Genomic DNA, 24,962 nt, shown 5'->3' with positions numbered 1-24,962 from the left:
GCGAGCGGACCACGGCGTCGCGCCAGCGGCCCCGGTAGCCGCACCGGGCGGCCCAGTCCTGCCACATCCGGATGGTCAGGCCGAGCTCGGCGAAGGGGTCGATGGCCTGGGGTTGCGGCTGGTGGGAGGGGTTCCAGGTGAACACGAACGGCAGCCGCTGCCCGGCGGCGACCCTGAACGTCGCCTCGTGCCGGTAGTCGCCGCCCCGGAGCGGGACGGGCGAATGGATCCAGACCGAGTCCGGGCCGCCGATGGCGTGCAGATGGCCGCCCGCCCGGCGTGCCCAAGGCACGATCCGGCCGTAGTCGAAGCGGATGCGGATCTCCATCGTCATCTCGACGGTGCCCGACAGGCCCTCCACCATCCGGACCAGGTCCGGGTTGCCGGAGCGAACCGGCATGAAGTCGACCACCCTGGCCGTCCCGGTGGAGGTCTCCCAGTCGGTCGCGAGCACCAGCGAGTCCTCGACGTACGCCCGCCGGGCGGCCCTGTCGCGTCCCGCGGCGGCCAGCCGCCAGAAGCCGTTGTGCTCGTCGCCGAGCAGCCGGGCGAAGCACGAGGGGGAGTCGAACCGCGGCAGGCACAGCCAGTCGATCGAGCCGTCCATGCCGATCAGGGCGGCCGACTGCGTGTCCCCGATCAGGGCGTAGTCCTCGATCCGCATGCGCTCACCTCCCCGCGCTCAGATTCCCTTCAGCGCCGGGCGTGGGCTTCCTCCCCTGGCAGCGGTCCCACGCCGGTCTGCCGGCCCGGGCGCATCCGCGCTGCCGCTGCTCGCCTCATCATGACGGCTTCGTACCCGGTGGCCGGGCGGTGTCCCCGGCGGGAGCCCACAGCTTCATGAAGACCTGCGTCACCGGGCCGATCGTCAGGGCGAACACCACCGTGCCGATCCCGACCGTGCCGCCGAGGAGCCAGCCCACGGCGAGCACGGTGATCTCGACGACCGTGCGGGCGAGCCGGATCGACAGGCCGAGCCGGTTGAGGCCCGTCATCAGGCCGTCGCGCGGCCCCGGGCCGAAGCCCGCGTGGATGTAGAGCCCCGAGGCGGCGGCGATGGCGACGATGCCGCCCAGCAGGAAGGCCCACTGGACCGGCCACGCCGCGGGCGCGGGGACCAGCGCCATCACCCCGTCGGCGCTTGTGCCGACCACCAGGACGTTGCTGATCGTGCCGAGGCCGGGCCGTTGCCGCAGGGGGATCCACAGCAGCAGCACCAGCGCGCCCACCAGGTTGATGCACAGGCCGATCGACCACCCAGTGCGCACCGACATGCCCTGGTGGAAGACCTCCCAGGGGTCGAGGCCCAGCCCGGACCTCACGAGCAGGGCGATCCCGGCGCCGTACAGCGCCAGGCCGGTGTAGAGCCGGACGAGCCGCAGGGGGAGCGAACGGGGGCGGGGGAGGGAGAAGCGGGAGCGAGCGGGGGTGGGGGAGGTGAAGAGTTCGGTCATAGTCGGGCCATCGTGCAGGCCGGCGGGGTTGCGAGAAAAGAGCCAATCGGAGAAATTGGCCTTTATGGACCGGTACCTCAGCGCCCCTCAGCTCGCCCGGCTCGTCCGGGGCGGCACAAGAAGTGGCACAGGAAAGGGCGCGGGGGACACGCCGGACGCACGGCCCTACTACCGGGCGCTCGCGGAGGCCGTACGCGGCCTGGTCCTCGACGGGAGGCTCGCCGTGGGGGTGCGCCTGCCGGCCGAGCGGCACCTGGCCGAGGCCCTCGGCGTGAGCCGCACCACGGTGACCGCCGCGTACGACCGGCTGCGGGAGCAGGGCTACCTGGAGAGCAGGCAGGGATCCGGCAGCCGCGCGGCCCTGCCCGACCCGGGTGCGCTCGGGACCGACAACCCCTGGCTCGCGTCCGACGACGACGGGCTGCTGCCGCTGCACTCCGCCGCGCCCCCGGCCAGCGCCCTGCTCGGGGAGGCCATCGAGGAGGCGGGCCGGGCCTACCACCGGTACGCGCTGGGCATGGGCTACCACCCGGCCGGGCTCGCGCCGCTGCGTGAGGCGATCGCCCGCAGGTACGGCGAGCGGGGGCTGCCCACCCGGCCCGAGCAGATCCTCGTCACGGCCGGGGCCCAGCACGCCATCCACCTGCTGATGTCGGCGTTCGCCGGGCCGCGCGACCCGGTGCTGGTCGAGTCGCCGACCTACCCGCACGCGATCGACGCCGCCCGGATGCGGGGAGCCCGCCTGGTGCCGGTCGGCGTCCAGGAGGACGGCTGGCACCTCGACCTGGTGAGCTCCGCGATGCACCAGTCGGGGGCCCGCCTCGCCTACGTCATCCCCGACTTCCAGAACCCGACCGGCCACCTGATGGCCGACGCCGACCGCGCCGAACTGGTGGCGGCGGCCCGCCGGTACGGCGTCACGCTGATCGCCGACGAGAGCTGGGCGGAGATCGCGCTGGACGAGACGGCGCGTGCGACGCCGCTGGCCGCGTTCGACACCGGCGGCCGGGTGATCAGCATCGGCTCGGCCTCGAAGCTGTGGTGGGGCGGCCTGCGGATCGGCTGGGTCCGGGCCGGCGCCGCGACCATCCGCCGCCTGGCCGGGCTGCGGGCCGCCGTGGACATCGCGGGCGCGGTCTTCGAGCAGCTCGTGGTGGCGCGCCTGTTCGAGCGGACCGAGGAGGCGCGCGCCGAGCGCCGTCGTACGCTCGGCGCGTCGTGCGCGGCGCTCGTCGCGGTCCTGCGCGAGGAGCTGCCCGGCTGGGCGTTCACGGCGCCGCGCGGTGGCGGCTCGCTGTGGGTGCGGCTCGACGGGCCGGTGGCGAGCTCGGTCGCCGAGGCCGCCGCCGCCCGCGGCGTACGGCTGGCTCCGGGCCCGTGGTTCGGCGTGGACGGCACGCTGGAGCGCTACCTGCGGCTGCCGTTCACCCAGCCGCCGGCCGTGATGGAGGAGGCGGTGCGCCGCATCGCCCGCGACCCCGCCGGTTATCGCCCGTGCGAGCCGCTCACGCCGACCCTGTGAGCGTCAGCTCGGCGTGGGCACGGGCGGCACGTGGTGCTCGGCCATCAGCGTACGGAGCCTGCGGACGAACAGCAGCATGACGAGCCCCGCCGCGATCGCGGCGAGCGCGAGGACGATGAAGTACACGGGCATCGGCACGACCTTGGTCAGCCGGTAGGCCTGGCCGCCGACGGAGTCGCCGAGGGCCATCGCGAGGAACCACAGGCCCATGAGCTGGTTCTCGAACGCCCGGGGGGCGAGCTTGTTGGTGACCGACAGCCCGGCCGGGCTGAGGAACAGCTCGGCGACGGTCTGGATGAGGTAGACCGACAGCAGCCACATGATCGAGACCTTCACCCCGCCGGAGGCGACGCCGGCCGCGACCGACATGACGACGAAGCTCAGGCCGACGATCACCAGGCCGACCGCGAACTTGAGCGGCGTGCTGATGCGGGTGCCCGCCCTGAGGAACATCTCCGCGAAGAGGGGGGCCACGATGATGATCGCGAGCGAGTTGACGTTGCCCACCCAGCCCGGGGGGACCGCGAAGCCGAGCACGTTCAGGTCGGTGTCGTTCTTCGCGAACAGCAGCAGCGCGCTCCCGGCCTGGTCGTAGACGAGCCAGAAGATCGCGGCGCCCAGGAACAGCCACACGTACGCGAACAGTCCGGTCCGCTCCTCGGCGGTGACCTCGCGTGAGGAGAACAGGAAGGCGAAGTACGCGACCGGCACGGCCGCCGTCACGATCGTGAGCACGAGGGCGAAGCGGTCCACGGTGAGCGTGCCGCTGAGCGCCCACAGGGCCAGCGCGCCCGCGCCGACGGAGAGCGAGACGCCCACGACGACCTTGGCCCGCCGCTCCTCGTCCGGTGTCAGGCGGTGGTCCGGCTCCTCGCCGGCGCCGCACAGGGTGGCCCGGCCCCGCACGTACTGCGTCAGGCCGATGGCCATGCCGACCGCCGCCGCGCCGAAGGCGAGGTGCCAGCGGCCGCCCGTCTGGAGCCAAGGCACGATCATGATGCCGAGGAAGGCGCCCAGGTTGATGCCCATGTAGAAGATCGTGTAGCCGGAGTCGCGCCGGGCGTCGTCCTCGTGCCGGTACAGCTCGCCCACCAGCGCCGACATGTTGGGCTTGAGCAGCCCGCTGCCCAGCGCGATCAGCACGAGCCCGAGCCAGACGAACCCGCCGCCCATGGGCATCGCCATGCTGACGTGGCCGCCCATGATGACCAGGGCGCCGAACAGCACGGTCCTGCGCGCCCCGAGCAACCGGTCGGCGAGCCAGCCGCCCGCGAGGGCGAGCAGGTAGACCAAGGCGATGTAGACGCCGTAGATGCCGACCGCGGTCGTCTCGGGCAGGCCCATGCCGCCGCGCGTGACGGGCGCGGTCAGGAACAGCACGAGGATGGCGCGCATGCCGTAGTAGCTGAAGCGCTCCCACATCTCCGTGCCGAACAGCGTGGCCAGCCCCCGTGGATGGCCGAAGAACGTCCGCTCGCCCACCGGCGGACCGGATCTTCCGGATGCCATGCGATCCCCCCGATCACGCATCATCCCGTGTACCTTACCTGCCTTTATGTCTTGTTTGTCCGATTATGATGGCCGTCCATAGCACATCCCGCCGTGCTCACCACTGTCGGGGTCTTGTCCTCGGTGATCTCGTGTGATGCGATGCATGCCACGCGTGCGAGATGCCCGTTGGGAGGCGCGATGACCGGCGTATTCGAGGAACGGGCCGCGATAGAGCGGGAGATCGCGGGCAGGACGCTGTGCGAGCAGCTCAGGTGGGCCGCGCAGGAACATCCGGACTCGCCGGCCTACTCCGATCCCGCCGGCGACGGGTGGACGACGCTGACCTACGCCGAGGCGCGCGGGAGGGTGCTGCAGATCGCCGCGGGCTACGCCGCGCTGGGCCTGCGGCCGGGCGACGCCGTCGCGCTGATGCTGGTCAACCGCAGCGAGCACGTGCTGGCCGACCTCGGGGCCGTCCACGCGGGCGCCGTCCCCTGCTCGATCTACGCGACCTTCGCCCCCGAGCAGGTCGCGTACGTCGCCCGCGACGTCGGGGCGCGGATCGCGGTGCTCGGCGGCCCGGCCGACCTGGCCCGCTGGGAGCCGGTGCTCGGCGAGCTGCCGGCGCTCATGAAGATCGTGATGCTGGAGGGCGCCCCCGAAGGCGACGAGCGCTTCCTGAGCTGGGAGGCGTTCCTGAGGCTCGGCGCCGACACGCTGGCCGCCGACCCGGCCGCGGTGGACGCGCGCTGGCGCGCGGTGACCCCGCAGGACACGCTGGCCGTCCTCTACACCTCGGGGACGACGGGCAACCCCAAGGGTGTCCCGCTGACGCACGCCAACGTGCTGTTCGAGATCGTCACCACCCAGCGGATGATCGCCCTGCCCACGCACGGCACGCAGATCTCCTACCTCACCTACGCCCACATCGCCGAGCGGGTGCTCAGCCTGTACCTGCCGCTGGTGAAGGTCAACCACGTCTACTTCTGCACGGACATGGCGAACCTCGGCGCCACGCTCGGCCAGGTGCGTCCCGTGCTGTTCTTCGGCGTCCCCCGCGTCTGGGAGAAGATGATGGCCCGGCTGCAGGCGCTGCTGGCCGCCCAGCCGCCCGAGCAGCAGGAGAGCGTACGCGCGGCGATGGCCGCCGGGCTCGCGTACGTCGAGGGGCTGCAGTACGGCCACACGGTCACGCCCGAGGTGCGGGAGGCCTACGAGCGGGCCGACGCCGCGCTGCTGTCGGTCGTCCGCGGCCTGATCGGGCTCGACCAGGCCCTCTGGTGCGCCACCGCCGCCGCGCCGATGCCGGAGGAGGTGCAGCGGTTCTTCGCCGGTCTCGGCCTGAAGGTCATCGACGTGTACGGCATGACCGAGACGACCGGCGCCTTCACCGTCAACTCGCCGGACGTCTTCAAGCTCGGCACGGTGGGCCGGGCCGAGCCGGGCGTCGAGGTGCGGATCGCCGAGGACGGCGAGATCCTCACCCGCAGCCCGCTCAACACCCGCGGCTACCTCGGGCTGCCCGAGGCGACCGCCGAGCTCCTCGACGACGACGGCTGGCTGCACACCGGCGACGTGGGGTCGATCGACGAGGACGGCTTCGTCCGCATCGTCGACCGCAAGAAGGAGCTGTTCATCACCTCGGGCGGGGAGAACGTCTCCCCGGCCGTCATCGAGGGCCACCTGAAGGAGCACCCGCTCATCGGGCAGGCTCTCGCGTACGGGGACCGCCGGCCGTACCCGGTGGCGATCCTCACCCTGGACGGCGAGGTGGCGCCGGAGTGGGCGCGGGCGCGCGGCATCGCCTTCGGCTCCCTGGCGGACCTGGCCGAGCACCCGGACGTTCTCAAGGAGGTCGAGGCGGCGGTCGAGTCCGCCAACCGCAAGCTCGCCCGGGTGCAGCAGGTCAAGCGGTGGCGGCTGCTGCCCGTCGAGTGGACGGCCGAGACCGCGGAGCTCACCCCCAGCCTCAAGCTCAAGCGCCGGGTGGTTCACGCCAGGTACGCCGAGGTGATCGAGGAGCTCTACACGACCGGCTGACCACGAGGCGGATTCTCGCCACGCCAGACATCCGGCCGGCCGAGTTTTTACCGGGACGGGAGTGTGTCGGGGGCGGGACGGCGCGCGGGCGTGCGTACGGTCACGGGGCATGATGAGACCTCTGCTCGCGACGCTGGTCGTCGCGACCGCGACGACCGCGGCGGCGGCCGCGCCGGCCCCCGCCTCCGGTGACCTGGCCATCCGCTCGGTCGAGGTGCGCCCGTCCGATCCCGTGGTCGGCCCGAGTGGGTCGGTGCGGCTGGTCGTCGACGTGGTGGCGCGCGGCGCGGACCGCGTCTCCGTCGTCCTGGGACCCGGCCGCGCCCCTTCGGGAGGGGACGATGACGGAGAGGAGCCCGAGCCGGACGCGACCCCCTCGCCGCCGTCCGGGGACGCCGTGCCGGTGCCGTCCGTCTCCCCGGATCCGATGGTGCCCCCGGGCCCTGCCGTGCCCGCGGCCGTACCCGCTGGCGTGCCCCTGCCGGGCCTGGGCGGGCTGGCGTCCGCCGCGATGCCCGGCGTGATGGGCGCGTCGCGCGACGGCCGGCCGGCCCGGCGGATCTCGTCCGGGGAGTGGGAGACCTGGCGGTTCTTCCCGAACAAGCCGCTGTCGCGGTGGTATCCGAGCGGCCCGTGGACGGTCACCGCGACCGCGGTGAACGCGCGGGGCGAGCGGGCCGTCGCCCGGGTGGGCTTCAACCTGCGCCGGGCGACCGAGATCGAGGGGCTAAAGGTGGTGCGCGACGGGGACGGCGTGCGCGTCACCGGGACGCTGCTGCGGGTGGACCCGGTCGGCAAGGTCGACTACCGGCCCTTCGCCGGGCAGCGGGTCAGGATCTGCTTCCGCCCCGCCGGGTCGTCCCGCTGGAAGACCGTGGGGGAGGCGGTCACCCGCAGGGACGGCTGGTTCACCGCCCGGGTCCGCGCGGACGGCGAGGGCGCATGGCGTGCCGAATATGCAGGTACGTCCCGATACGCCGCCGATGCCAGCCCGCAACGAGAAGCGTGAACAAGCCTTCAATGCCACAAATTAGGATAAACGAGACGTAAAGGACAGTTATCGATTTGTAATCTCTTTTCTGGAGAGGTGAGGCAACTTTTCTTTCCCTTGTGACGTCTATGACGTAGGCGCGCCCCAAACCGGGGGCGCGTCCTAGACGGGGAGAGGATTTACCCTCATGGTGAAACGAGCTGCTACCACCCTGGTAGCGGTCGCCATGGGCGCCACGGCGCTCGCGACTGCGCCCGCGTACGCGGACGATGTCGCGCCTTCGCCGTCGCCCACGCCGAGCCCCACCGCTGGGGACAACGCCCGCAAGCCGTACACCCCCGACCCGCGCATCCTGTCGGTCGACGTCGACCCCGACGTGGTCGTGGTCAGCAGGGGCCGGTCCGCCCAGGTCACCGCCCGGGTCACGACCAAGGACGTCCAGAGCGTGGACATCGACCTGTGGGGTCCGAGGGGCCGCGGCGACCACGGCGGCGACCACTGGTTCGGCAAGCGCAAGGGCGGCCCGAACGACGGTCCGAAGTTCGACCGCGCCTCGCGGTCCTGGAGCTTCGACTGGAGCGACCGGGCGGGCACCTACCGCGTGCACGTCGAGGCCATCGGGCTCGACGGCAAGAAGTACACCGAGGACCGCTCCTTCACGGTGAAGCGCCGGGAGTGGCACGCGCCGCGTCCGTCGGGCGCCAAGGCGACGCGCATCGCCGGCTTCGACGCCACGCCCAACCCGGTCCGCAAGGGCCGCGGGCTGACCCTGAAGGGCACGCTGCAGGTCGCCCAGTGCTGGGGCGACTGGTACTACGACGACTGGGACAACTTCTCCGGCCGTCGCGGCGGCGACCGCTACTGCCACGACAGCCGCAACTACTGGAACGACTGGCACTGGCTGGGCTCGCAGGACGTGAAGGTCTACTTCCAGCCCTCCGGCTCCGGCAGGTGGCAGTACGTGGACACGATCGAGACCGACGGCGACGGCGACTTCGCCACCCGGGTCCGGGCGTGGCGGTCCGGCACCTGGGCGGTGCGGTTCGACGGCAACCGCAGGCTCAAGGGTTCCGAGGCGACCGAGTACGTGAGGGTCTGGCGCCACTAGAAGACCCGACCGCGACGCCCGGCTTCCCTGAGGGGCCGGGCGTCCGGCTTTTTCTCTGACGTGGTTCCTGATTAAAGGTGACAGTTCGGGTAGAGAGGTCCCGGCATGCGCGCGGAACCTTCATAGTGAGTAAAGCGCCGCGGTCACCAACGGCGAGCGCCCGCTCGCACCGCGTGTAGGGGGGTCTGGTTTGATCCGACTGATGCTCGCCGAGGACATGCACCTCATCCGCAAGGCGCTGGTCGCTCTGCTTTCGAGCGAGGACGACCTCGAGGTGGTGGCCGAGGCGGACAAGGGCGAGGACATCGTCCGGCTCGGCTGCCTGCGGCGTCCCGACGTCGCGGTGCTCGACATCGGGATGCCCGGCGTCGACGGCCTCACCGCGGCGGCCGAGCTGCACCGCCGATTACCCTCCTGCAAGACCGTCGTCCTCACCGGGCTCGGGACGCCCATGGCGCTGCGCAAGGCGCTGGACGCCAACGTGCGCGGCTTCGTCGTGAAGGACGCCTCGCCGGGCCACCTCGTGGACTGCATCCGCCGCGTGGCGAAGGGGGAGCGCGTCATCGACCCCGAGCTCGCGGTGGCCGCGCTCGACGCCGACAGCAACCCGCTGACCGCCCGCGAGCTCGACGTCCTGGAGACCGCGGCCGGCGGCGCCACCGTCGGCGAGATCGCCGACCGCCTGTCGCTGTCGCGGGGGACGGTCCGCAACTACCTGTCCCGCATCCTCACCAAGGTCGGCGCCCGCTCACGCGTCGAGGCGATCCAGATCGCCTCCGAGTGCGGCTGGCTCTGGCCGGCGGCCGGCCGCGACATCGGCATCCTGCGCTACCGCCCCCGCCGGTAGCCTCCCCGGGCCCTCCCAGTGGCCAACCAGGTCGGCGTACAGCGGTGAGGAGGCCACCATCTCCTCGTGCGTGCCGAGCAGGACGCGGGTGCCGTCCATGACGAGCACCCGCCGGGCCCGCAGGGCCGAGGAGATCCGGTGCGCCACGACGATCACCGTGCCCTCGCGCGCCGCGAACGCCGCCTCCGCCCGGGCCTCCGCCGCGGGGTCGAGATGGCAGGTCGCCTCGTCGAGCACGACCAGCCGGGCGGGGGACAGGTAGGTCCTGGCCAGCGCGACCAGCTGCCGCTCGCCCGCCGACAGCTCGGCCGGGTCGAGCGGGCCGCCCGCGGCGCGCTGCGCGAGCTCCGCCAGCCCGAACGCCGCCACCGCCTCGTCCACCCGCTCCGGGGGCGTCCCCGGCGCGAGGTACGTCAGGTTCTCCGCCAGGGTGCCGGGGAAGACGTACGCCTCCTGGGGGATCAGCGCGCGGGCGGCCGGGTGGACCCGGGCGGCCGGGACGCCGCCGACGAGGACCTCGCCGTCGTCCGGGGTCAGCAGGCCGGCGACGAGCGCGGCCAGCGTGGACTTGCCGATCCCGCTCGGGCCGACGACGGCCAGGTGGTCGCCCTCGGGCACGTCGAGGTCCAGGCCGTCGATCACCGGCTCGGCGGCCTTCCGCCCGGACGTGCCGTAGGCGAAGCGCACCCCGCGCAGCTCCAGCCGGACCCCGTCGGGCTTCCGGTCGCCGTGCGGCACGGGCGGGCCGGGCGCGTGCAGGATGCGCTCCAGCGTGACGGCCAGGCGGACGCCGCTGACGCCGAGGCCCTGGACCAGGCCGCCGAGCGCGGGGGAGAGCGACTGCATCACGTAGGTCAGCGAGCCGAGGATCACCCCGCCGGTGATCCCCTGGCGCACCAGCCAGGGCGCGCCCGCCAGCAGGAGCACCACCGGCAGCCACGCTCCCACCGCCAGCGACAGCGTCCGCGACGCCGTCACCCGGGCCAGCGCCCGCGCGGCCCTCGCCTGCCGGGAGACCTCCCGCCCGACGCTCGCCGCGACGCGCGCCTCGCCGCCGCAGGCGGTCACGTCCCGCAGGCCGTCCGCCATCGCGGCCACCGCGGCGGCCGTGCGCTCGTCGGCGACGATGAACTCGCGCTGACGCCGGGCCAGGGCGGGCAGGGAGACGAGGAACAGCCCGAGCCCCAGGGCCACCGGCGCCAGCACGAGCGGGACGACCTGCGGGGCCAGAGTCGTCAGCCCCACCGCCACGCCGGCCAGTGTGAACACGAAGGTCCTGACCACTGTGATGATCGCGCCGAAGGCGTCCCTGGCCAGCTCGACCTGGTGGTTCATCCGGGCGACCGCCGCGCTGTCGCCGCCCCGCCCGGCCCGCAGCGCCCCGGTCACCACACGCTCCAGCAGGACGTCGCGGAACGGCTCGACGATCCCGGCGATGAGCAGCAGCACCTGCCGGGCGGCGACCGCGGCCACCCCCCACGCGGCGGCGAGCACGCCCAGCCAGATCAGGCCGGCGCCGGGCCGCCCCGCGGCGAAGCCGTCGTCCACGGCCCGTGCGATCGCGTACCCGCCCGTCAGCGCGGGCAGGGCCTCCGCCACTGACCAGAAGGCCAGCCACAGCAGCCGGGAGGGTTCGCGCCGCAGCGCATCCACGACCACCCGCCGCGCGGCCGCTCCCGGCCGCTCTCCGCCGTAGAGTTTCACGACGCCGTTGCGTTTCACGACGCCGTTGCGCTTCACGACGCCTCCTCGGCGCGGAAGACCGCGCGGTAGCCGGGGTCGTCCCACAGCCGCTCGTGCGTGCCGGTCGCGCGGATCCGCCCGTTCTCCAGCCACACGACCTGGTCGGCCTGCGCCGCCGTCGTCACGCGATGGGCCACCACCAGGCGGGTGCGGTCGGCCAGGCTCCCGGTGAGCGCCCGCCCGACCTGCCGCTCGGTCACCGTGTCCAGGCTCGATGTGGCGTCGTCCAGGATCAGCAACCGGCCTGCCTGGGCGAACGCGCGGGCCAGGCCGACCCGCTGGATCTCGCCTCCGGACATCGGCGCCTCGCCGACCGGGGTGGCGTACCCGAGCGGCAGCCGCCGGATGAAGGCGTCGGCGCACGCGGCGGCCGCGGCCGCCCGCACCGCGTCCGCGCCTCGCTCGCCCGCGGCGTCCCGCGCGCCGAGGCCGAAGGCCACGGCCTCGCCCAGCGTCTCGCCGAACAGCGCGGGCCGCTCGAACGCGTAGCCGACCGCGCGGCGCAGCGGCTCCCGGCCGATCTCGCGCAGGGGCACGCCGTCCAGCAGGACCGCGCCGCGTTCGGGATCGACGAGCCGGCCGGCGACGGCGGCCAGCGACGACTTGCCCGAGCCCGTGCGGCCCACCACCGCCGTGCACGTGCCGCCGGGCACGACCAGGCTGACCCCGCTCAGCAGTCGCACGCCGTCGGCCCGCACGGTCACGTCGCGAAGCTCCAGGGTGCCCGGGCCCGGCGGCAGCGGCCGGTCCCCGTACGCAGGGGGCGGCACCGCGAACAGTTGCTCCAGGCGCTGGGCGGCCGAGCGGGCGCGGGCGATGCGGGCCGCGTACCCGAGCGCCGACCCCAGGCCCGCCCCGAGCACGACGTAGCGCGCGGCGGCGAGCAGTTCCCCGACGGTGAGGCCGCCGGCCGACAGGCGCAGCCCGCCGACGGCGAGCACGGCGATCTCCAGGAGCGGGACGACGACGGCGGCCTGGACGCCGGCCCGCGCCTGCAGCCGCCACAGCGCCAGGCCGTGGGCGCGCAGGCGGGCGAGCGGGGCGAGCACGCGCGCGGCCTCCCGGTCCTCGGTCCCGGCCGCGGTGATGGTGCGGGCTCCCGCGAGCGCGCCCACCAGCATGCCCGCGATCTCCCCCTGGGCCTGCTGGTAGCCGCCGGAGGCCGCCGTGGTCCTGCGCATGAACGCGCGCAGCACGGCCACGATCAGGAGCAGACCGGCCACCAGCGTGACCGCGAGCCAGGGGTCGATCAGCGCGAGGGCGACGACGCTGCCGGCCGCCGGGACCATCAGCGTGGCGGCGGTGACCACCGCCTCGGGGGTCCGCCCGGCCTCCTCCACGTTCACCCCGGCGCGGGTGACGATCTCACCCGGCGTGAAGTGGCGGGTCATGCCGGCGCCGACCGACAGGGTGTGGGCCACCACCCGGGAGCGCAGCCACCGTGCGGCCCGCGCGCCGCTCACGCCGGCCGCGAGCACGCCCAGCGCGTCGCACGCGACGACCAGCGCGACCAGCAGCGCGGCGGTCGTGAGCGGGCCGGTGAGCCCGAAACCCGCCTCGGCCCCCGCTCCGGCCCGTGCCTGGATACGCACGACGGCGTCGACGGCGCGGCCGAGCGCCGCCGGGAGCAGCAGGTCGGCCGCGGCGCCCAGCAGCGCCGTCGCCGCCAGCGCCGCGAGCCACGGGCCGCCGCGCCGTACGGCCCGCGCGATCAGCAGGTCCGCCGGACGAGAGCTCACCGGGTCCTCCAGAGGTGAAAGGCCGGACAGGACGGGGACGGGACGGCTCCCGCGGCCGGCCGGGGCCGGAAACGCGGAAGCCTGGGCGGCCGCGACGACCGCCCAGGACTCCCTCAGCGTGCTATCAGCCGCAGATCAGGCTGAGGCTGCTGTTCTCGTGCGGGGTGCAGCCCAGCAGGCTCAGGTTGCTGCCGCCGCCACCGCCGCCGGTGTGGCCGCCGGGAACCTCGAGGGTCTGCAGGTCGAGAAGCGCCATTTGGATCATCTCCTTGTATGGGTTCCATCAGCCGGGGATGAGGCTGAAGTTCGTGTTCACCGGAGGGTCGTCAGCCGCAGATGATGCTGAGGCTGCTGTTCTCGTGCGGGGTGCACCCGAGCAGGCTCAGGTTGCTGCCGCCACCGCCGCCGGTGTGGCCACCGGGGGCCTCGAGGGTCTGCAGGTCGAGAAGCGCCATTGTGCGTTCACCTCCTTCCGGGGCTGGTCGGGACGTTCGACCCGGCGGCGGTGCGCAGGGGCCCCTGCGCCTGGGACCGTCCGGGGGGCTCGAGGAACGGGAGGTGGACCGGCTCGTCGTGCAGCGCGGTGCCGAGCGCGAGCAGCACGCCGGCGCTCCCGGTGGCGAGATCCATGGACAGGCGGAGCAACTGGGCCCCGGGGAAGGCCAGCCCGCCCTGGTAGGGAAGCTCGTGCCAGGCCAGCCGGGCGATCTGCGCCGCGGCGGCCTCGGGGTCGGGGCGGGAGCCGGACGACAGGCAGGCGATCATGCCGGCCCGGCCCGCGAACAGCCCCGGCTGGACGTAGTAGTGCAGTGTCGTGACCGGCCGGATGGCGGCCAGCGACTCGGCGAAGGTCTCGTCGTGCCGGTGGGCCAGGTAGCGGTCCAGCACCAGGCCGATGCCGGCCGACCCCTCGTCCAGGTAGGGGTTGGTCCGCCAGCCCTGCTGCACCTGGAGCTGGCCGTCCTCACGGCCGACGCACCGGCGCAGGTCCTGCCGCAGCGCGGTGGCCGCGAGGTCGAGCAGCCCGGGGTCGCCGGTGCGCTCGTAGGCGTGCAGGAACATCAGGGCGGGTCCCGACGAGCCGTACATCAGCCCCGCGTGCGGGTACTTCCCGCCGCTGATCTCGGGCACGTCGTCCGGGCCGCCGAGCCGGTCGGCCACCAGCGCCACGACGCGCGCGGCCCGCTCGCGGAACTCCGGCTCGCCGGTCGCGTCGTGCAGGTGCATCAGGGCGAGGCCGATGCCGGACAGGCCGCGGTAGAGGCTCAGGTCCAGCCCTTCCCGCAGCTCCCGCCCGCATCGCCGCGCCACGTCGAGCGCGTCCTCGCGGCGGCCGAGCGCCTCCAGCGCGTACGCCACGCCGTGCAGGCCGTTGTAGAAGCCGGGCCCGATGCCGGGCTTCGCGGCCTGCCTGAGCAGCCACTCCTCGTGCTCGGGGAAGCGCCCGGCCCCGGTCGCCGCCAGCGCGTACAGGACGCCGGCCGCGCCGTTGGCGAGGCTCACCCCGCCGCCGGGCTCGAACTGCACGATGTCGCCGGGGAACAGCCGGTCCTCGCGACCGGGCGTGGCCGAGGCGAGGATCGCCTTCGCCAGCGCCTCGCGGACGGCGGGCCAGTCCTCGGCGAGCCGGCCCGGCTGGGGGAGCCGGCTCGGCTCCGGCGCGGGCGGATCCTGCCCGAGGATCGTCCGTACGGCTCCCTCGATCAGCGCGGGAGGCACCGGGAACGTCTCGACGATCAGCCGGCCGAGCTGGGCGGCCTTGGGCCGGTGGAGCTGCAGCAGCATGGTGGTCATCGGGGCGAACACGCCCAGGTGCAGGCAGGCCAGCGCGTACTCGTCGGCCTCGACGCCGGCCAGCTCGCGCGGCGGCACGAAGCCGGGGTTGGCGAGCGTGGGCCGCCTGCGCTCCTCGACCGGTGAGGAGACCTCGAAGTCGATCAGCACAACGCGGTCGCCGTCCACGCCGTCTTCCACCAGGATGTTGAAGGGGTGCAGGTCGCCGAACACCACGCCGCGCCCGTGCAGCGCCGAGACCGCGGCCCGCACCTTGGCGAGCATCCCGATGGCCCACTCGGCGTAGTCCGCGTCCAGCTCGGGGGTGCGGTCGGCCCGCGTGAGGGGATGCCTCTGGGCGATGAGCTGGCTGAGCGAGGTGCCGTCGACGTACTCCTGCACCAGGAAGTGGTGCTCGCCGACCGTGAAGTAGTCGCGCATCGCCGGCACGACGTCGAGGCCGGCCAGGCGCTCCATGATGGCGGCCTCGTGTCGCAGGCGGGTGACGGCGTCGCGTCCCTCGACGTCGAGCCCGGCGTGCGGGCGGGCCTCCTTCAGCACCACCTTCTCGCCGGTGCGCCTGTCGCGCCCCAGGTAGACGCCGCCGCCGTTGGAGAAGTGCAGGACGCTGTCCACCGCGTACGGCACGCCTTCGAGCGTCACCGCGTTGCGGGCGGCCAGGTGCGGTTCGAGGAACGCCGGCAGGGTCACCCAGGAGGGCAGGGCGAACGCCGGACCGCGCACGTCGGGGACGAGGTTTCCGTCGGCGTCCTCGATCGCCAGCACCCGCTCGCCGTTGTCGTCGAGGCAGTGGCGCTCGGCGAACCCGCCGTAGCGGACGAACAGGGGTCCGTCGCCGTAACGCAGGTCGCTGAGGATGTACGGGCCCTCGACGCCGTCGAGGATCTCGGCGAGCTCCTTGAGCGTCAGCTCCAGCTGAGCCTCGTCCACGGGGTAGATGGTGACCAGCTTGCCGCTCGACCCGCGGAAGGCGTACTTGGAGTTCTGCATCGTCATCACGCGCCGGCCGCGCAGGAACTTGAAGGCCAGCCCGCGGGGCACGCAGTAGTCCCAGGCCGCCGCGATCACCCGCTCCGCCTCCGGCACGGAGGAGGAGATGTGGATCTTCCAGCCCTGGGTGGGCAGGGTCGCGCCGGCCGGCGCGTAGTGCAGCCAGGTCTCGCTCTCGGCGTGCGCCCACCCGTCGGGCGTGGGCCGTGCGGCGAGGGCGAAGTCGGGATGCTCCGCGCGCTTGGTGTCGAGCGTGTCGTAGAACAAGGGATCTGCGAGGCAGTAAATCTCGTACTTACTAATCACCAGATGTCCCCTTAGGCCGGTCACATCAAAGAATTACGGAAATAAAGAGAAGGGCCAAGTTACGCCCGTCAACTGCGCTATGTGAAATCTGCACATAACAAACCATGACGCAGTCACGGGTCGATGGTGATGCTGTTCACGGCCGTCTCCGGGATGCCGCGTGAAGCATTCGGTCAAGGGGCTGGTCAAACGCCGTGCGGGCCGACGGGGCCGGCGCGGGGCGGCGGACGGGTGGAGGAGGGCGGGGCGCGACGCGCCTCGTGCACGCCCGGCGGGCGCTCAGCGGTCTGTGGAGGGAGGCGCGGGGTGCCGAGGGCGCTCCATCGCGGATCCGCGCGCCGGACGCCGGTCCACCCGGCGGGTGCGCGCGGCCGGCGTCAGCGGCGGTCCCCGCCCCTGCGGGGGATCTCGGCGATGAGGCGGAACCAGCCGTCCGGGTCGAGGACCGTTCCCATCACGCCGTCGAGCGCCGCCGCCCGGTTGCGGAGGTTGTCCAGCCCGCTGCCGTCGCCGGGCGGCACGGTGGGGTCGACGCCGTCGTTGGCGACGGTGAGCGTCGCCATGCCGCCGCGCACGACGATCTCGATCGTGCACAGGGTCGCCCTGCTGTGGCGCAGGACGTTGGTCACCGCCTCCCGCACCATGATCGCGAGCACCGCGCTCACCTCCTCGCCCAGGTCCGCCTCGGTCGCCTCGACCTTGCAGTCGGTTCCGTACGCCCGGAGCACGGCCCGCGCGTTGGCCAGTTCCGAGGCGAGCGAGACGTCCCGGAAGGAGCGGGTCACGTTGCGGATGTCGGCGGACGCCTGGCGGATCGACTGCACCACGTCGGCCAGCGCCGGTCGCAGGGGGCTGTCGTCGTCCGCAAGCCGGTAGGCGAGTTCGCTGCGCAGGGTGGCCAGCCACAGGCGGCTGCTCACGAGGTCGTGCACGTCGCGGCCGAACTGCTCGCGCGCTTCGGCCGCGGCCTGCCGTACGGCCTCGGCCTGCATGGCGCGCAGCCGGCGCAGGCGGAGCACGAGGACGACCAGCGCGGCGATCAGGAGCGTACCGAGCAGGGCTAGCAGGGCGAGCAGAGCGATGTGCGGCAAGTGGGGCAAGTGACGACCCTCCAGTCATCCCTGCCGTAACATCGGCCTCGCCATTCGGTACACACGCTAGATCTTTGCATACCGGTCACCAAATATGGCTACTTCGCCAATGTCGAAGTAGGTTCTATTACCACCGCGTATAGAGATCTCCGGGGGCGCCCTAAAAACGGGCGTTCATGAACTGTGAATCCGGCTGTAACAATTCACGGGGGGCCGTGTCCGTTTCGCACCGAAGGTGCGAGAAGCGTGGAAGGCGCGGGGAGCGCGGAAGGCGCGAGGGTTCAGGCGAGCGACCGCACCGCCGCCCCGAACACCGCGGGTAGGCGCCGCGCGGCGGGCACGATCATCCGGGCCGCGGGAGGATGCCGCCGGGCCCGCACGAGCGCGGCCGTCAGCAGCCGGGAACGCCGCGACAGGCGCCGCCAGGCGGTCTCGTACTCCTCGGGGCGGCCCGCCCGCAGGCAGCCGACCAGGGCGCGGGCCGACAGCAGCGCGAGCGAGATCCCCTCGCCGGTGAGCGCGTCCACGTAGCCCGCGGCGTCGCCGACGAGCAGCACCCGCCCGGCCACCCGCCGCCGCACCCGCTGGCGCAGCGGCCCGGCCCCGCGCACGGGGGTGACGGGCGGGCCGTCCAGCCGGGCGAGCAGGTCGGGGAACCGCGCCAGGTGCTCGTCGTAGGGCCGCCGCTCGCTGCTCAGCACGGCCACGCCGACCATGTCGTCGCCCACCGGCGTGACGTACGCCTCGCCGCCGGGCGCCCAGTGCACCTCCACGAAGTCCGTCCAGGGCGCGACCCGGTAGTGGCGGCGCAGGCCATACCTGCGGGGGCCGCCGGACGGCAGGTCGAGTCCGAGTTGAGCCCTGATCGGCGAGTGCAGCCCGTCGGCCGCGACCAGCCACCGCGCGCCCAATCCCGAGCCGCACAGGTCCCGCTCACACAGGTTTCGATCACACAGGTGGGCGCGCTCAGGCCCGCACGGGTCCGGCCCGCCCGTCACGTGGGCGCGCACGCCCTCGCCGGTGGCGCGCACCACGTCCACCCGGCCGGGCACCACGCGGACGCCGAGGTCCCGGGCGCGGCGGGCGAGCGCAGTGTGCAGGGCGGTGCGGCGCACGCCCAGCCCGGGGCCGTCCCGGAACTCCGCCTGCACCCGGTGCCGCCCGTCGACGTAGCGGATGCCGCGGAACGGCACGCCGTCCGGCACCGCCACCCCGAGGTCCGCCAGGGCGGCGGCGCCGGTGGGCATCAGGCCCTCCCCGCACGCCTTGTCGACCGGGCAGGGCCGCGGCTCGACCACGACCGCCTCCATGCCGGCCAGCGCCGCGTGGATGGCCGTGGCCAGCCCGGCGGGCCCGCCGCCGACGACCAGCACGTCGATCACGCCGCGGTCCCCGCCCCGGCGTCGCGCGTGGCGGAGCCGGGGGCCGCGGTGGCGAGGGCGGCGTTCTCGCAGCGCAGGCGCACGGCCATGAGCGGCACGTTGAGCAGGGTGAAGGCCAGCGCGGTCAGCCAGGCGGAGTGCACGAGCGGCAGCGCCGCGCCCTCCACCGCCACCGCGACGTAGTTGGGGTGGCGCAGCCACCGGAACCGGTACGGCCCGCGGCGCACGAGCGGCAGGCCGGGCACGACGATGACCTGGGTGTTCCACTGGGGGCCGAGCGTGGTGACGCACCACCAGCGCAGTGCCTGCGCGGCCAGGACCAGCCCGAGCATCGGCCAGCCCAGGCCGGGGACGAACGGCCGGTCCGCCAGCCACACCTCCAGCAGGCATCCGGCCAGCAGGCCGGTGTGCAGGGCGACCATCCAGGGATAGTGGCGCCTGCCGTACACCACCCCGCCCCGGCCGAGGCTCCAGCGGGCGTTGCGGCGGGCGACGACCAGTTCGGCGAGGCGCTCCACCGCGACGAGCGCGATGAGCGCGCCATACCAGGGCGACACAGCTTCTCCCTACCAGCGCAGCAGGACGAGTTCGGAGCAGAACCCCGGGCCCATCGCCAGCAGCAGGCCCGGTGTGGCCGGCGGCGGGGGCCGCAGGGCGAGGGTGTCGCGCAGCACGTGCAGCACCGAGGCCGACGACAGGTTCCCGTTGGCCGCCAGCGAACTCCAGGTGAGGTCGAGCGCGCCGTCCGGGAGCGCGAGCGTCTCCGCGACGGCCTCCAGCACCTTGGGGCCGCCGGGGTGGCAGACCCAGGCGGTGACGTCGCCGGCGGTCAGGCCGTGGTCGGCGAGGAACCCGTGCACGTCGCCGCCCAGGTGGGTGCGGACCACGTCGGGCACCCCGGCGTCCAGCACGACCCGGAAGCCGCTGTCGCGGACGTCCCAGCCCATCACGCGTTCGGTGCCGGGATACAGGCGGCTGCGCGTCGCCACCACCACGGGCCCCGCCGCGTCCGCGCGTGGCGGCTCGCGTTCGTCCCCGTACGCGACCACGGCCGCGGCGCCGTCCCCGAACAGGGCGCCCGCCACGAGGTTGGCCGTGGAGGTGTCGTCGCGCTGCAACGTGAGCGAGCACAGCTCGACCGAGAGCAGCACCGCCACGTGGCCGGGCCAGCCGCGCAGATAGTCGTGCAGCCGGGAGATCCCCGCCGCGCCCGCCACGCACCCGAGGCCGAACACCGGCACCCGCTTCACGTCGGGGCGCAGCCCGATGCGGTTGGCTAAGCGGGCGTCCAGCGACGGCGCGGCGACACCGGTGACCGACGTGCACATGATCATGTCCACGTCCGCCGGGGTGAGGCCGGCCGCCTCCAGCGCCCCCATGACGGCCTGCGCGCCCAGGTCGAGCGCGGCCTCGACGAACAGGTCGTTGGCCGCGCCGAAGCCGTCGAGCTTGCCGTACTGGTCGAGCGGCAGCACCAGGTTGCGATGCCGCACCCGGGCACCGGCGTGCAGCCGGTCGAGGAGCCGGCGATCGCCGCCCGGCGGAAGGCAGACCCGCGCCAGTGCGTCAGCGATCTCCGCCTGCGAGTGGCGATGAGGGGGAACGACACCATGGACGGCCGCGATCCGCGTCATCTCACATCCCCGTGCCGGCGAAAACCGTGACAAGTCTCTCTTGCCCGTTGATGGCTGTCGCATACCTTCCGGGGCTAATCGTGATCTGTGCCCGGGGGCGCCCGGTTACGCTCGGGATCGTGACCGGTTCAGGGGAACTGCCCGACGACACGGCGGCAGGCGGCGGCCCGGGTGCCGCCGTGCCGGTCCGCCGCGCGCGTCGCGCGGACCTCGCCTCGCCGGACAGCGCGGGCAGCCAGGCGGCCGATGGGCGCCCCCGGGCGGCCGGGACCGTGACACGGACTGTGGCACGGATGGTGGCGCGGACGGCGGCCGGCCTGGCCCGGGCGTGCCATCCGGGCCCGGCCGCGGCGGTGACGACCCTGGTCACGGCGCTCGTGTCGGTGGCCGGGTGGGGCCCGGCGGGGACGGCGCTGACGGCTCTCGCCGTGCTGACCGGCCAGTTGTCCGTGGGCTGGTGCAACGACGTCGTGGACGCCGCCAGGGACGCCGCGGGCGGGCGGACCGCCAAGCCGATCGTCGCGGGCCTGGTGTCCGCGCGTACGGTGCGCGCCGCGGCGTTCGCCGCGCTGGCGGCGTGCGTGCCGCTCTCGCTGGCCTGCGGCGTGGTGGCCGGGGCGACGCACCTGTTCGCCGTCGCCGCGGCCTGGGTCTACAACCTGTGGCTCAAGGGCACGGCGGCCTCGTGGGCGCCGTACGCGGCCGGGTTCGGCGCGGTGCCGGTGTTCGTGACGGCCGGAACGCCGGGCCATGCCCTGCCGGTCTCCCTGCCGGCCCCCCTTCCGGCGTGGTGGGTCGTGCTCGCCGCGGCGCTGCTCGGCTGCGCGGCGCACCTCGCCAACGTGCTGCCCGACATCGAGACGGACGTCGCCACGGGGGTGCGGGGCTGGCCGCAGCGTCTCGGCGCCGCCCGGGTGCGGGTCGTCCTGCCGCTGCCGCTGCTGGCCGCGTCCGTGCTGCTGGTGGTCGCGCCTCCGGGACCCGCGGGCCCGGCCGGGTGGCTCGCGCTCGCCGGGGTGGCCGCGTGCGCCGCGGCAGGCCTGCTGCTCGGCCGGCGCGTGCCCGTGGCGCCCTTCGCCGCCGCCGTCGGCGCCGCCGGGATCGACGTCCTGCTGCTCGCCGCCACGCCGGGCGTCATCACCGCGGGGTGAGGCCTGGCAGCACCTGCGGGGGTCATCTGCGGGGAAGAAGCAGCCCCAGTCCCACGGCAGCGATGGGCACCAGGCAGAGGATCGTGAAGACGCCCTGCGGGCCGTACGCCTCCGCCGCGACGCCGAGCACCGGCGCGGCGAGCCCGCCGACGCTCACGGCGAGCCCGAGCGTGACGCCGGCCGCGGTGCCCGGCCGGTTCGGCAGATAGTCCTGGCCCAGCTTCACCAGCACGGCGAACGGGATGTTGATCGCGATGCCCGCCAGCACGGCGAACAGCAGCGGCAGGTAGGGCCCCGGGAGCAGGCGCAGCCCGGCGAGCGCGGGTATGGCCAGCAGGCCACCGATCTGCACGGTCCGCACGAGCCCGATCCGGTCGGCGAGGCGTCCCCCGATCAGCGTGCCGGCGACCCCGCCGACCAGGAAGGCGGCCAGGGCCGCGCCCGCGAGGCCGCGTCCGGCGTCCAGGTGCCTGATCCAGAACAGCTCGATGAAGGTGAGCACGCCGAAGAACGTCACCGACCTGACGACCTCGATGCCGGTGAGGACCATGAACGGCGCCCACCTGTCGGTGCCGGCGCGCGTGCCCGCCGTGGCCGCCTGGGCCGAGGGCCGCTTCCTGAGCAGCGCGAACGCGACGAGCAGGGCCGGCGGGATGAACAGCGCCGTGGCGCCGACGCCCATCGAGATCAGGGCGGGCGTGGCCAGCACCGGCGCGAGGAAGAAGCCGACGCTCCCGCCCGCCGCGAAGACGCTCATGGCGGTGGCGCTGTCTCCCGCCGTCTCCCTGGCCCCCTTGCCCGCCGCCGGGTGGAACATGGCCACCCCGAGCCCGGACAGCAGGACGAGGGTCCAGACCGCGGCGTACGGCTCCACCAGCCCGGACAGGCCGAGGCCGAGCCCGGCCAGCGCGACGCCGGCGGCGGCCAGCCAGCCCAGGCGGAAACGGTCGACCGCCAGGCCGATGAACGGCTGCGGGATCGAACTGCCCAGGGCCGCGGCCAGCGTCAGCCCGGAGGCCGCCACGTAGCCGTAGTGCCGGTCCAGCACGAAGTAGGGCACGCAGGCCGGCACCAGTCCCTGGTAGAGGTCGTCGACGGCGTGCGCGGCCGCCCACAGCCACATGCGCCGCCACGCGGACGTCGCCCGCGCCGCAGGTGCCGAAGCGGTTGTCTGTGTCACTGATCGTCTCCTTGAGAGGCTCCGTCGAGCATCCCGGAGGACCGAGTCGGCGAACTAGCGATACTCTGCCGAGTCATGTCGGCAATCCGCCATTCCGCGAGCGGTGGCCCGTCCCGGGTGCCGCTGGCCCACCGCCAGCGCATCGACTGGCACGACCACGCCTCGCACCAGCTCATCCACCCGCATCGCGGGGTGCTGCGGATCTCGACCCCGATCGGCGACTGGGTGGTGCCGCCGCATCGGGGCGTGTGGATCCCGGCAGGGGTGGCGCACGCGCACGAGGCGTACGGGCCGACCGAGATGCGGGCGCTGGTCTTCGACCCCCCGGTCAACCCGCTGCGGCTGGACCGGCCCACGGTCCTGGCGATCACGCCGCTGCTGCGGGAGGTGATGCTCGCGCTCACCGGCGACGACGAGCCGACCGCGACGCAGCGGGCCAACCTGGAACGCGTGCTGCTCGACCAGCTCCGCGAGGTCGAGGCGCTGCCGCTGTGCCTGCCGGCGCCGTCCGATCCCCGGCTGCGCGACGTGGCCGCCATCCTGGAGACGGACCCGGCGGACGGCCGGACGCTCGCCGAGCTTGGGGCGGCGGTGGGCGCCTCGGAACGCACGCTCAGCAGGCTGTTCCGCGCCGAGACCGGCATGAGCTTCCCGCAGTGGCGCACCCAGCTACGGCTGCATCGCGCGCTCATCCTGCTGGCGGGCGGCCGGTCGGTGACCTCGACGGCCGCCGCCTGTGGCTACAGCGGCCCCAGCGCCTTCATCCAGGCGTTCAAGCACGCCTTCGGCACCACCCCGCACGCGTACGTGCGCTCGTGAGGCGGCCGGTCACGGCCGGGTGAGCACCACGTAGCCGGCCTCCCGGAACACCACCCGGTAGCCCTGCCGGAGCAGCGTCTCGACCCTGGCGATCTGCCGCCGGACCGAGTCGAAGGGGAAGTCCCTGGCTCCCACGTCGGCCGCGACCCACGGCGCTCCGCGCGGCGTGCGGTCCCACAACAGGGTCCGCGTACGCGGCGACAGGGCCGGGGCGAGGGAGCCGGCCGCCTCGACCAGCACGCCGTCGGGCACGGCCGCCACGGCGCGCCCGGCCGCGCGCGTCCGTGCCGTCTCCGCGTAGAACGAAGGTGTGAACAGCGCGCCGAACGAGAAGAACGGCACGAGCGCGAGCGCGGTGGCGAGCACGAGCAGCGCCCATCCGCGCACGAGCCCTCCGGACCGTCCGGGAAAGCGGGAGGCCGCCCGCAGCGCCCCGTCGATCCCGGCGGCGAAGACGACCGCGACGACGAAGGCCGTGTAGTGGTACCGCGGGGTCCACCAGTTCGGGTAGGCGCCGGCGAGCATGCGTTCCAGCAGCGGCGGCAGCAGGGCGAGGCCCAGCGGGGACAGCACGGCGGCGAACAGCACGGGAGCGAGCGTCAGCACGAGCGTGCGCAGCTTCAGCGGCGGGTCGGCGAGCAGCGCGACGATGTCGCCGGGCCGCGTGACGGCGTGCACCGCGGCCCGGCGCAGGTCCGGGCCCAGCCTCCAGTACGCCCAGTAGTAGCCGGCCCTGCCCCCGAAGTGCGGGATGAGGAGCCGCGTCGCCACCAGGGTCGCGGCGACGCCGCCGACGACGAGCAGCGCGCCCGGCCTCCGGTCGCGGCGGCGGGTGAGGAGGACCAGCCCGAACCCGGCCAGCAGCAGGCCCATGTCCTCCTTGACCAGCAGAAGCGCCAGCCCCGCGAGGAGCGCCGCCCGCCTGCGCCCGGCCTGGTGGCGCTCCAGCATGGCCGCCGTGAGCAGCGGCGCGAACGCCGCCTCGTGGAAGTCGAAGGCCACGGCCTCGGTGATCGGCCACGACAGGGCGTAGGCGACCGCGACGGGATAGGCGACGCGCCGCCCGGCCGTGACCGCCGAGGAGGCGCGGAAGGCGTACGCCCACACGAACGGGATCGACAGCGCGAGCAGGACGGCCTGGGCGACGAGCAGCGTCGCGGGCCCGTCGTGGATCCAGTACAGCGGCGCCAGCAGCGCGAGCGCCGGAGACCAGTGGTCGCCGAGCACGCAGAACCCCGGCCCGAACCCGTTGTGCACTCCCTTCAGCATCGAGACGGGCGGCTGGAAACGCGCGTACGAGCGGATCGCCTGGTCGAATATCACCAGGTCGTACGCGCCCGCCCGGAACCGCGCCAGCGTGACGCACGAATAGAGCGCGTAGAGCGCCGCCGCCGCGACGGTGAGGGCCGAGACGCCGGCGAGGTCCCCGCCGGCCACGCATCCGGTGGCGAGGCGTCCGGAGGCGAGGTGTCCGGGGGCGCCGTTCCCGCCGACGCGGTCGCCGCGCCGCGCCCGCGACCATCCTGCGACCACTCCTGCGACCAGCCGTGCGACTGCTCGCGCGATCCCCGCCATCCGCCCCGTTCGCTTCCGCCTGCTTCCCGCGGCAGCCTATCCACGCCGCCCCGGCGCGGACCGGAAGCACACGCGTGACCAGCGGACTCGAAACGGGGACCCGGG

21 protein-coding genes are annotated in these 24,962 nt (G+C 74.0%); 7 read left to right on the top strand and 14 right to left on the bottom strand.

The genetic code is table 11. The annotated features are described in order from the left end of the window. A partial coding sequence (locus tag Msi02_RS25315; protein WP_239108687.1) for a trehalase-like domain-containing protein occupies positions 1-664 on the bottom strand: 664 nt, incomplete at its 3' end. Positions 665-782: 118 nt separating this feature from the next. Then, positions 783-1,454, bottom strand: a complete 672-nt coding sequence (gene yczE / locus Msi02_RS25310) for a membrane protein YczE (RefSeq protein WP_204050554.1) — start codon at positions 1,452-1,454, stop codon at positions 783-785. 64 nt (positions 1,455-1,518) lie between these two features. Here yczE and yczR point away from each other — a divergent pair, with 64 nt between their 5' ends. Further along, a complete protein-coding gene (gene yczR, locus Msi02_RS25305) occupies positions 1,519-2,976 on the top strand; it encodes a MocR-like transcription factor YczR (RefSeq protein ID WP_204050553.1) in 1,458 nt (485 codons plus the stop codon). A gap of 3 nt (positions 2,977-2,979) precedes the next feature. Here yczR and Msi02_RS25300 read toward each other — a convergent pair whose 3' ends face one another. Continuing rightward, the gene (locus Msi02_RS25300) at positions 2,980-4,485 is read right to left on the bottom strand and encodes a peptide MFS transporter (protein WP_204050552.1); all 1,506 of its coding nucleotides are present in this window, start codon (positions 4,483-4,485) and stop codon (positions 2,980-2,982) included. A gap of 180 nt (positions 4,486-4,665) precedes the next feature. On the opposite strand from Msi02_RS25300, the gene Msi02_RS25295 reads away from it, so the two are divergent. The 4 genes from Msi02_RS25295 to Msi02_RS25280 all read left to right on the top strand — a co-directional run bounded on the left by Msi02_RS25295 (position 4,666) and on the right by Msi02_RS25280 (position 9,453). After that, positions 4,666-6,507 carry an AMP-dependent synthetase/ligase gene (locus tag Msi02_RS25295; RefSeq protein ID WP_204050551.1) on the top strand — a complete coding sequence of 614 codons (1,842 nt, stop codon included), beginning with the start codon at positions 4,666-4,668 and terminating at the stop codon, positions 6,505-6,507. Between the two features lie 109 nt (positions 6,508-6,616). Further along, positions 6,617-7,516: a hypothetical protein gene (locus Msi02_RS25290; protein ID WP_204050550.1), complete on the top strand. Its 900-nt coding sequence runs from the start codon at positions 6,617-6,619 to the stop codon at positions 7,514-7,516. Positions 7,517-7,685: 169 nt separating this feature from the next. Beyond that, complete coding sequence (locus tag Msi02_RS25285; RefSeq protein ID WP_204050549.1) at positions 7,686-8,606, top strand: hypothetical protein; 921 nt, start codon at positions 7,686-7,688, stop codon at positions 8,604-8,606. Between the two features lie 190 nt (positions 8,607-8,796). Further along, positions 8,797-9,453: a response regulator transcription factor gene (locus Msi02_RS25280; RefSeq protein WP_204050548.1), complete on the top strand. Its 657-nt coding sequence runs from the start codon at positions 8,797-8,799 to the stop codon at positions 9,451-9,453. Here the strand turns inward: Msi02_RS25280 and Msi02_RS25275 are convergent. The 9 genes from Msi02_RS25275 to Msi02_RS25235 all read right to left on the bottom strand — a co-directional run bounded on the left by Msi02_RS25275 (position 9,355) and on the right by Msi02_RS25235 (position 20,132). Then, a complete protein-coding gene (locus Msi02_RS25275) occupies positions 9,355-11,193 on the bottom strand; it encodes an ATP-binding cassette domain-containing protein (protein ID WP_239108686.1) in 1,839 nt (612 codons plus the stop codon). The two genes, Msi02_RS25280 and Msi02_RS25275, sit on opposite strands and share 99 nt — an antisense overlap. Continuing rightward, on the bottom strand, positions 11,190-12,935 hold the full coding sequence (locus Msi02_RS25270) for an ABC transporter ATP-binding protein (protein WP_239108685.1): 1,746 nt from the start codon (positions 12,933-12,935) through the stop codon (positions 11,190-11,192). Before Msi02_RS25270 ends, Msi02_RS25275 begins: the two co-directional genes overlap by 4 nt. Positions 12,936-13,059: 124 nt before the next feature. Further along, on the bottom strand, positions 13,060-13,191 hold the full coding sequence (locus Msi02_RS25265; RefSeq protein WP_139573085.1) for a SapB/AmfS family lanthipeptide: 132 nt from the start codon (positions 13,189-13,191) through the stop codon (positions 13,060-13,062). Between the two features lie 70 nt (positions 13,192-13,261). Next, positions 13,262-13,390 (bottom strand): SapB/AmfS family lanthipeptide, encoded by a 129-nt coding sequence (locus tag Msi02_RS25260; RefSeq protein WP_193206571.1) that lies wholly within the window; start codon positions 13,388-13,390, stop codon positions 13,262-13,264. A gap of 7 nt (positions 13,391-13,397) precedes the next feature. Further along, on the bottom strand, positions 13,398-16,025 hold the full coding sequence (lanKC, locus tag Msi02_RS25255; protein ID WP_204050547.1) for a class III lanthionine synthetase LanKC: 2,628 nt from the start codon (positions 16,023-16,025) through the stop codon (positions 13,398-13,400). A gap of 377 nt (positions 16,026-16,402) precedes the next feature. Continuing rightward, complete coding sequence (locus Msi02_RS25250) at positions 16,403-17,116, bottom strand: sensor histidine kinase (RefSeq protein WP_204050546.1); 714 nt, start codon at positions 17,114-17,116, stop codon at positions 16,403-16,405. Between the two features lie 281 nt (positions 17,117-17,397). Beyond that, positions 17,398-18,498, bottom strand: coding sequence for an NAD(P)/FAD-dependent oxidoreductase (locus Msi02_RS25245; RefSeq protein ID WP_204050545.1), 1,101 nt, complete (start codon positions 18,496-18,498; stop codon positions 17,398-17,400). Beyond that, positions 18,495-19,055: an isoprenylcysteine carboxyl methyltransferase family protein gene (locus Msi02_RS25240; RefSeq protein ID WP_204050544.1), complete on the bottom strand. Its 561-nt coding sequence runs from the start codon at positions 19,053-19,055 to the stop codon at positions 18,495-18,497. The genes Msi02_RS25245 and Msi02_RS25240 overlap by 4 nt, the downstream gene beginning before the upstream one ends. Positions 19,056-19,064: 9 nt before the next feature. Continuing rightward, positions 19,065-20,132, bottom strand: coding sequence for a type III polyketide synthase (locus Msi02_RS25235; protein ID WP_204050543.1), 1,068 nt, complete (start codon positions 20,130-20,132; stop codon positions 19,065-19,067). A 119-nt stretch (positions 20,133-20,251) separates the two neighbouring features. Between Msi02_RS25235 and Msi02_RS25230 the strand changes: the two genes are divergently transcribed. Next, complete coding sequence (locus Msi02_RS25230) at positions 20,252-21,283, top strand: UbiA family prenyltransferase (protein ID WP_239108684.1); 1,032 nt, start codon at positions 20,252-20,254, stop codon at positions 21,281-21,283. Between the two features lie 22 nt (positions 21,284-21,305). Here Msi02_RS25230 and Msi02_RS25225 read toward each other — a convergent pair whose 3' ends face one another. Further along, positions 21,306-22,463 (bottom strand): MFS transporter, encoded by a 1,158-nt coding sequence (locus Msi02_RS25225; protein WP_239108683.1) that lies wholly within the window; start codon positions 22,461-22,463, stop codon positions 21,306-21,308. A 75-nt stretch (positions 22,464-22,538) separates the two neighbouring features. Between Msi02_RS25225 and Msi02_RS25220 the strand changes: the two genes are divergently transcribed. After that, on the top strand, positions 22,539-23,282 hold the full coding sequence (locus Msi02_RS25220) for an AraC family transcriptional regulator (RefSeq protein WP_204050542.1): 744 nt from the start codon (positions 22,539-22,541) through the stop codon (positions 23,280-23,282). A 9-nt stretch (positions 23,283-23,291) separates the two neighbouring features. Here Msi02_RS25220 and Msi02_RS25215 read toward each other — a convergent pair whose 3' ends face one another. Next, a complete protein-coding gene (locus Msi02_RS25215; RefSeq protein WP_204050541.1) occupies positions 23,292-24,815 on the bottom strand; it encodes a DUF2079 domain-containing protein in 1,524 nt (507 codons plus the stop codon). Between the last annotated feature and the right edge of the window lie 147 nt (positions 24,816-24,962).

It is taken from the genome of Microbispora siamensis (assembly GCF_016863095.1).
Taxonomy (GTDB): domain Bacteria; phylum Actinomycetota; class Actinomycetes; order Streptosporangiales; family Streptosporangiaceae; genus Microbispora; species Microbispora siamensis.
The sequence above is the reverse complement of the archived record's forward strand: the minus strand, read 5'-3'. Positions and strand labels throughout refer to the sequence as shown.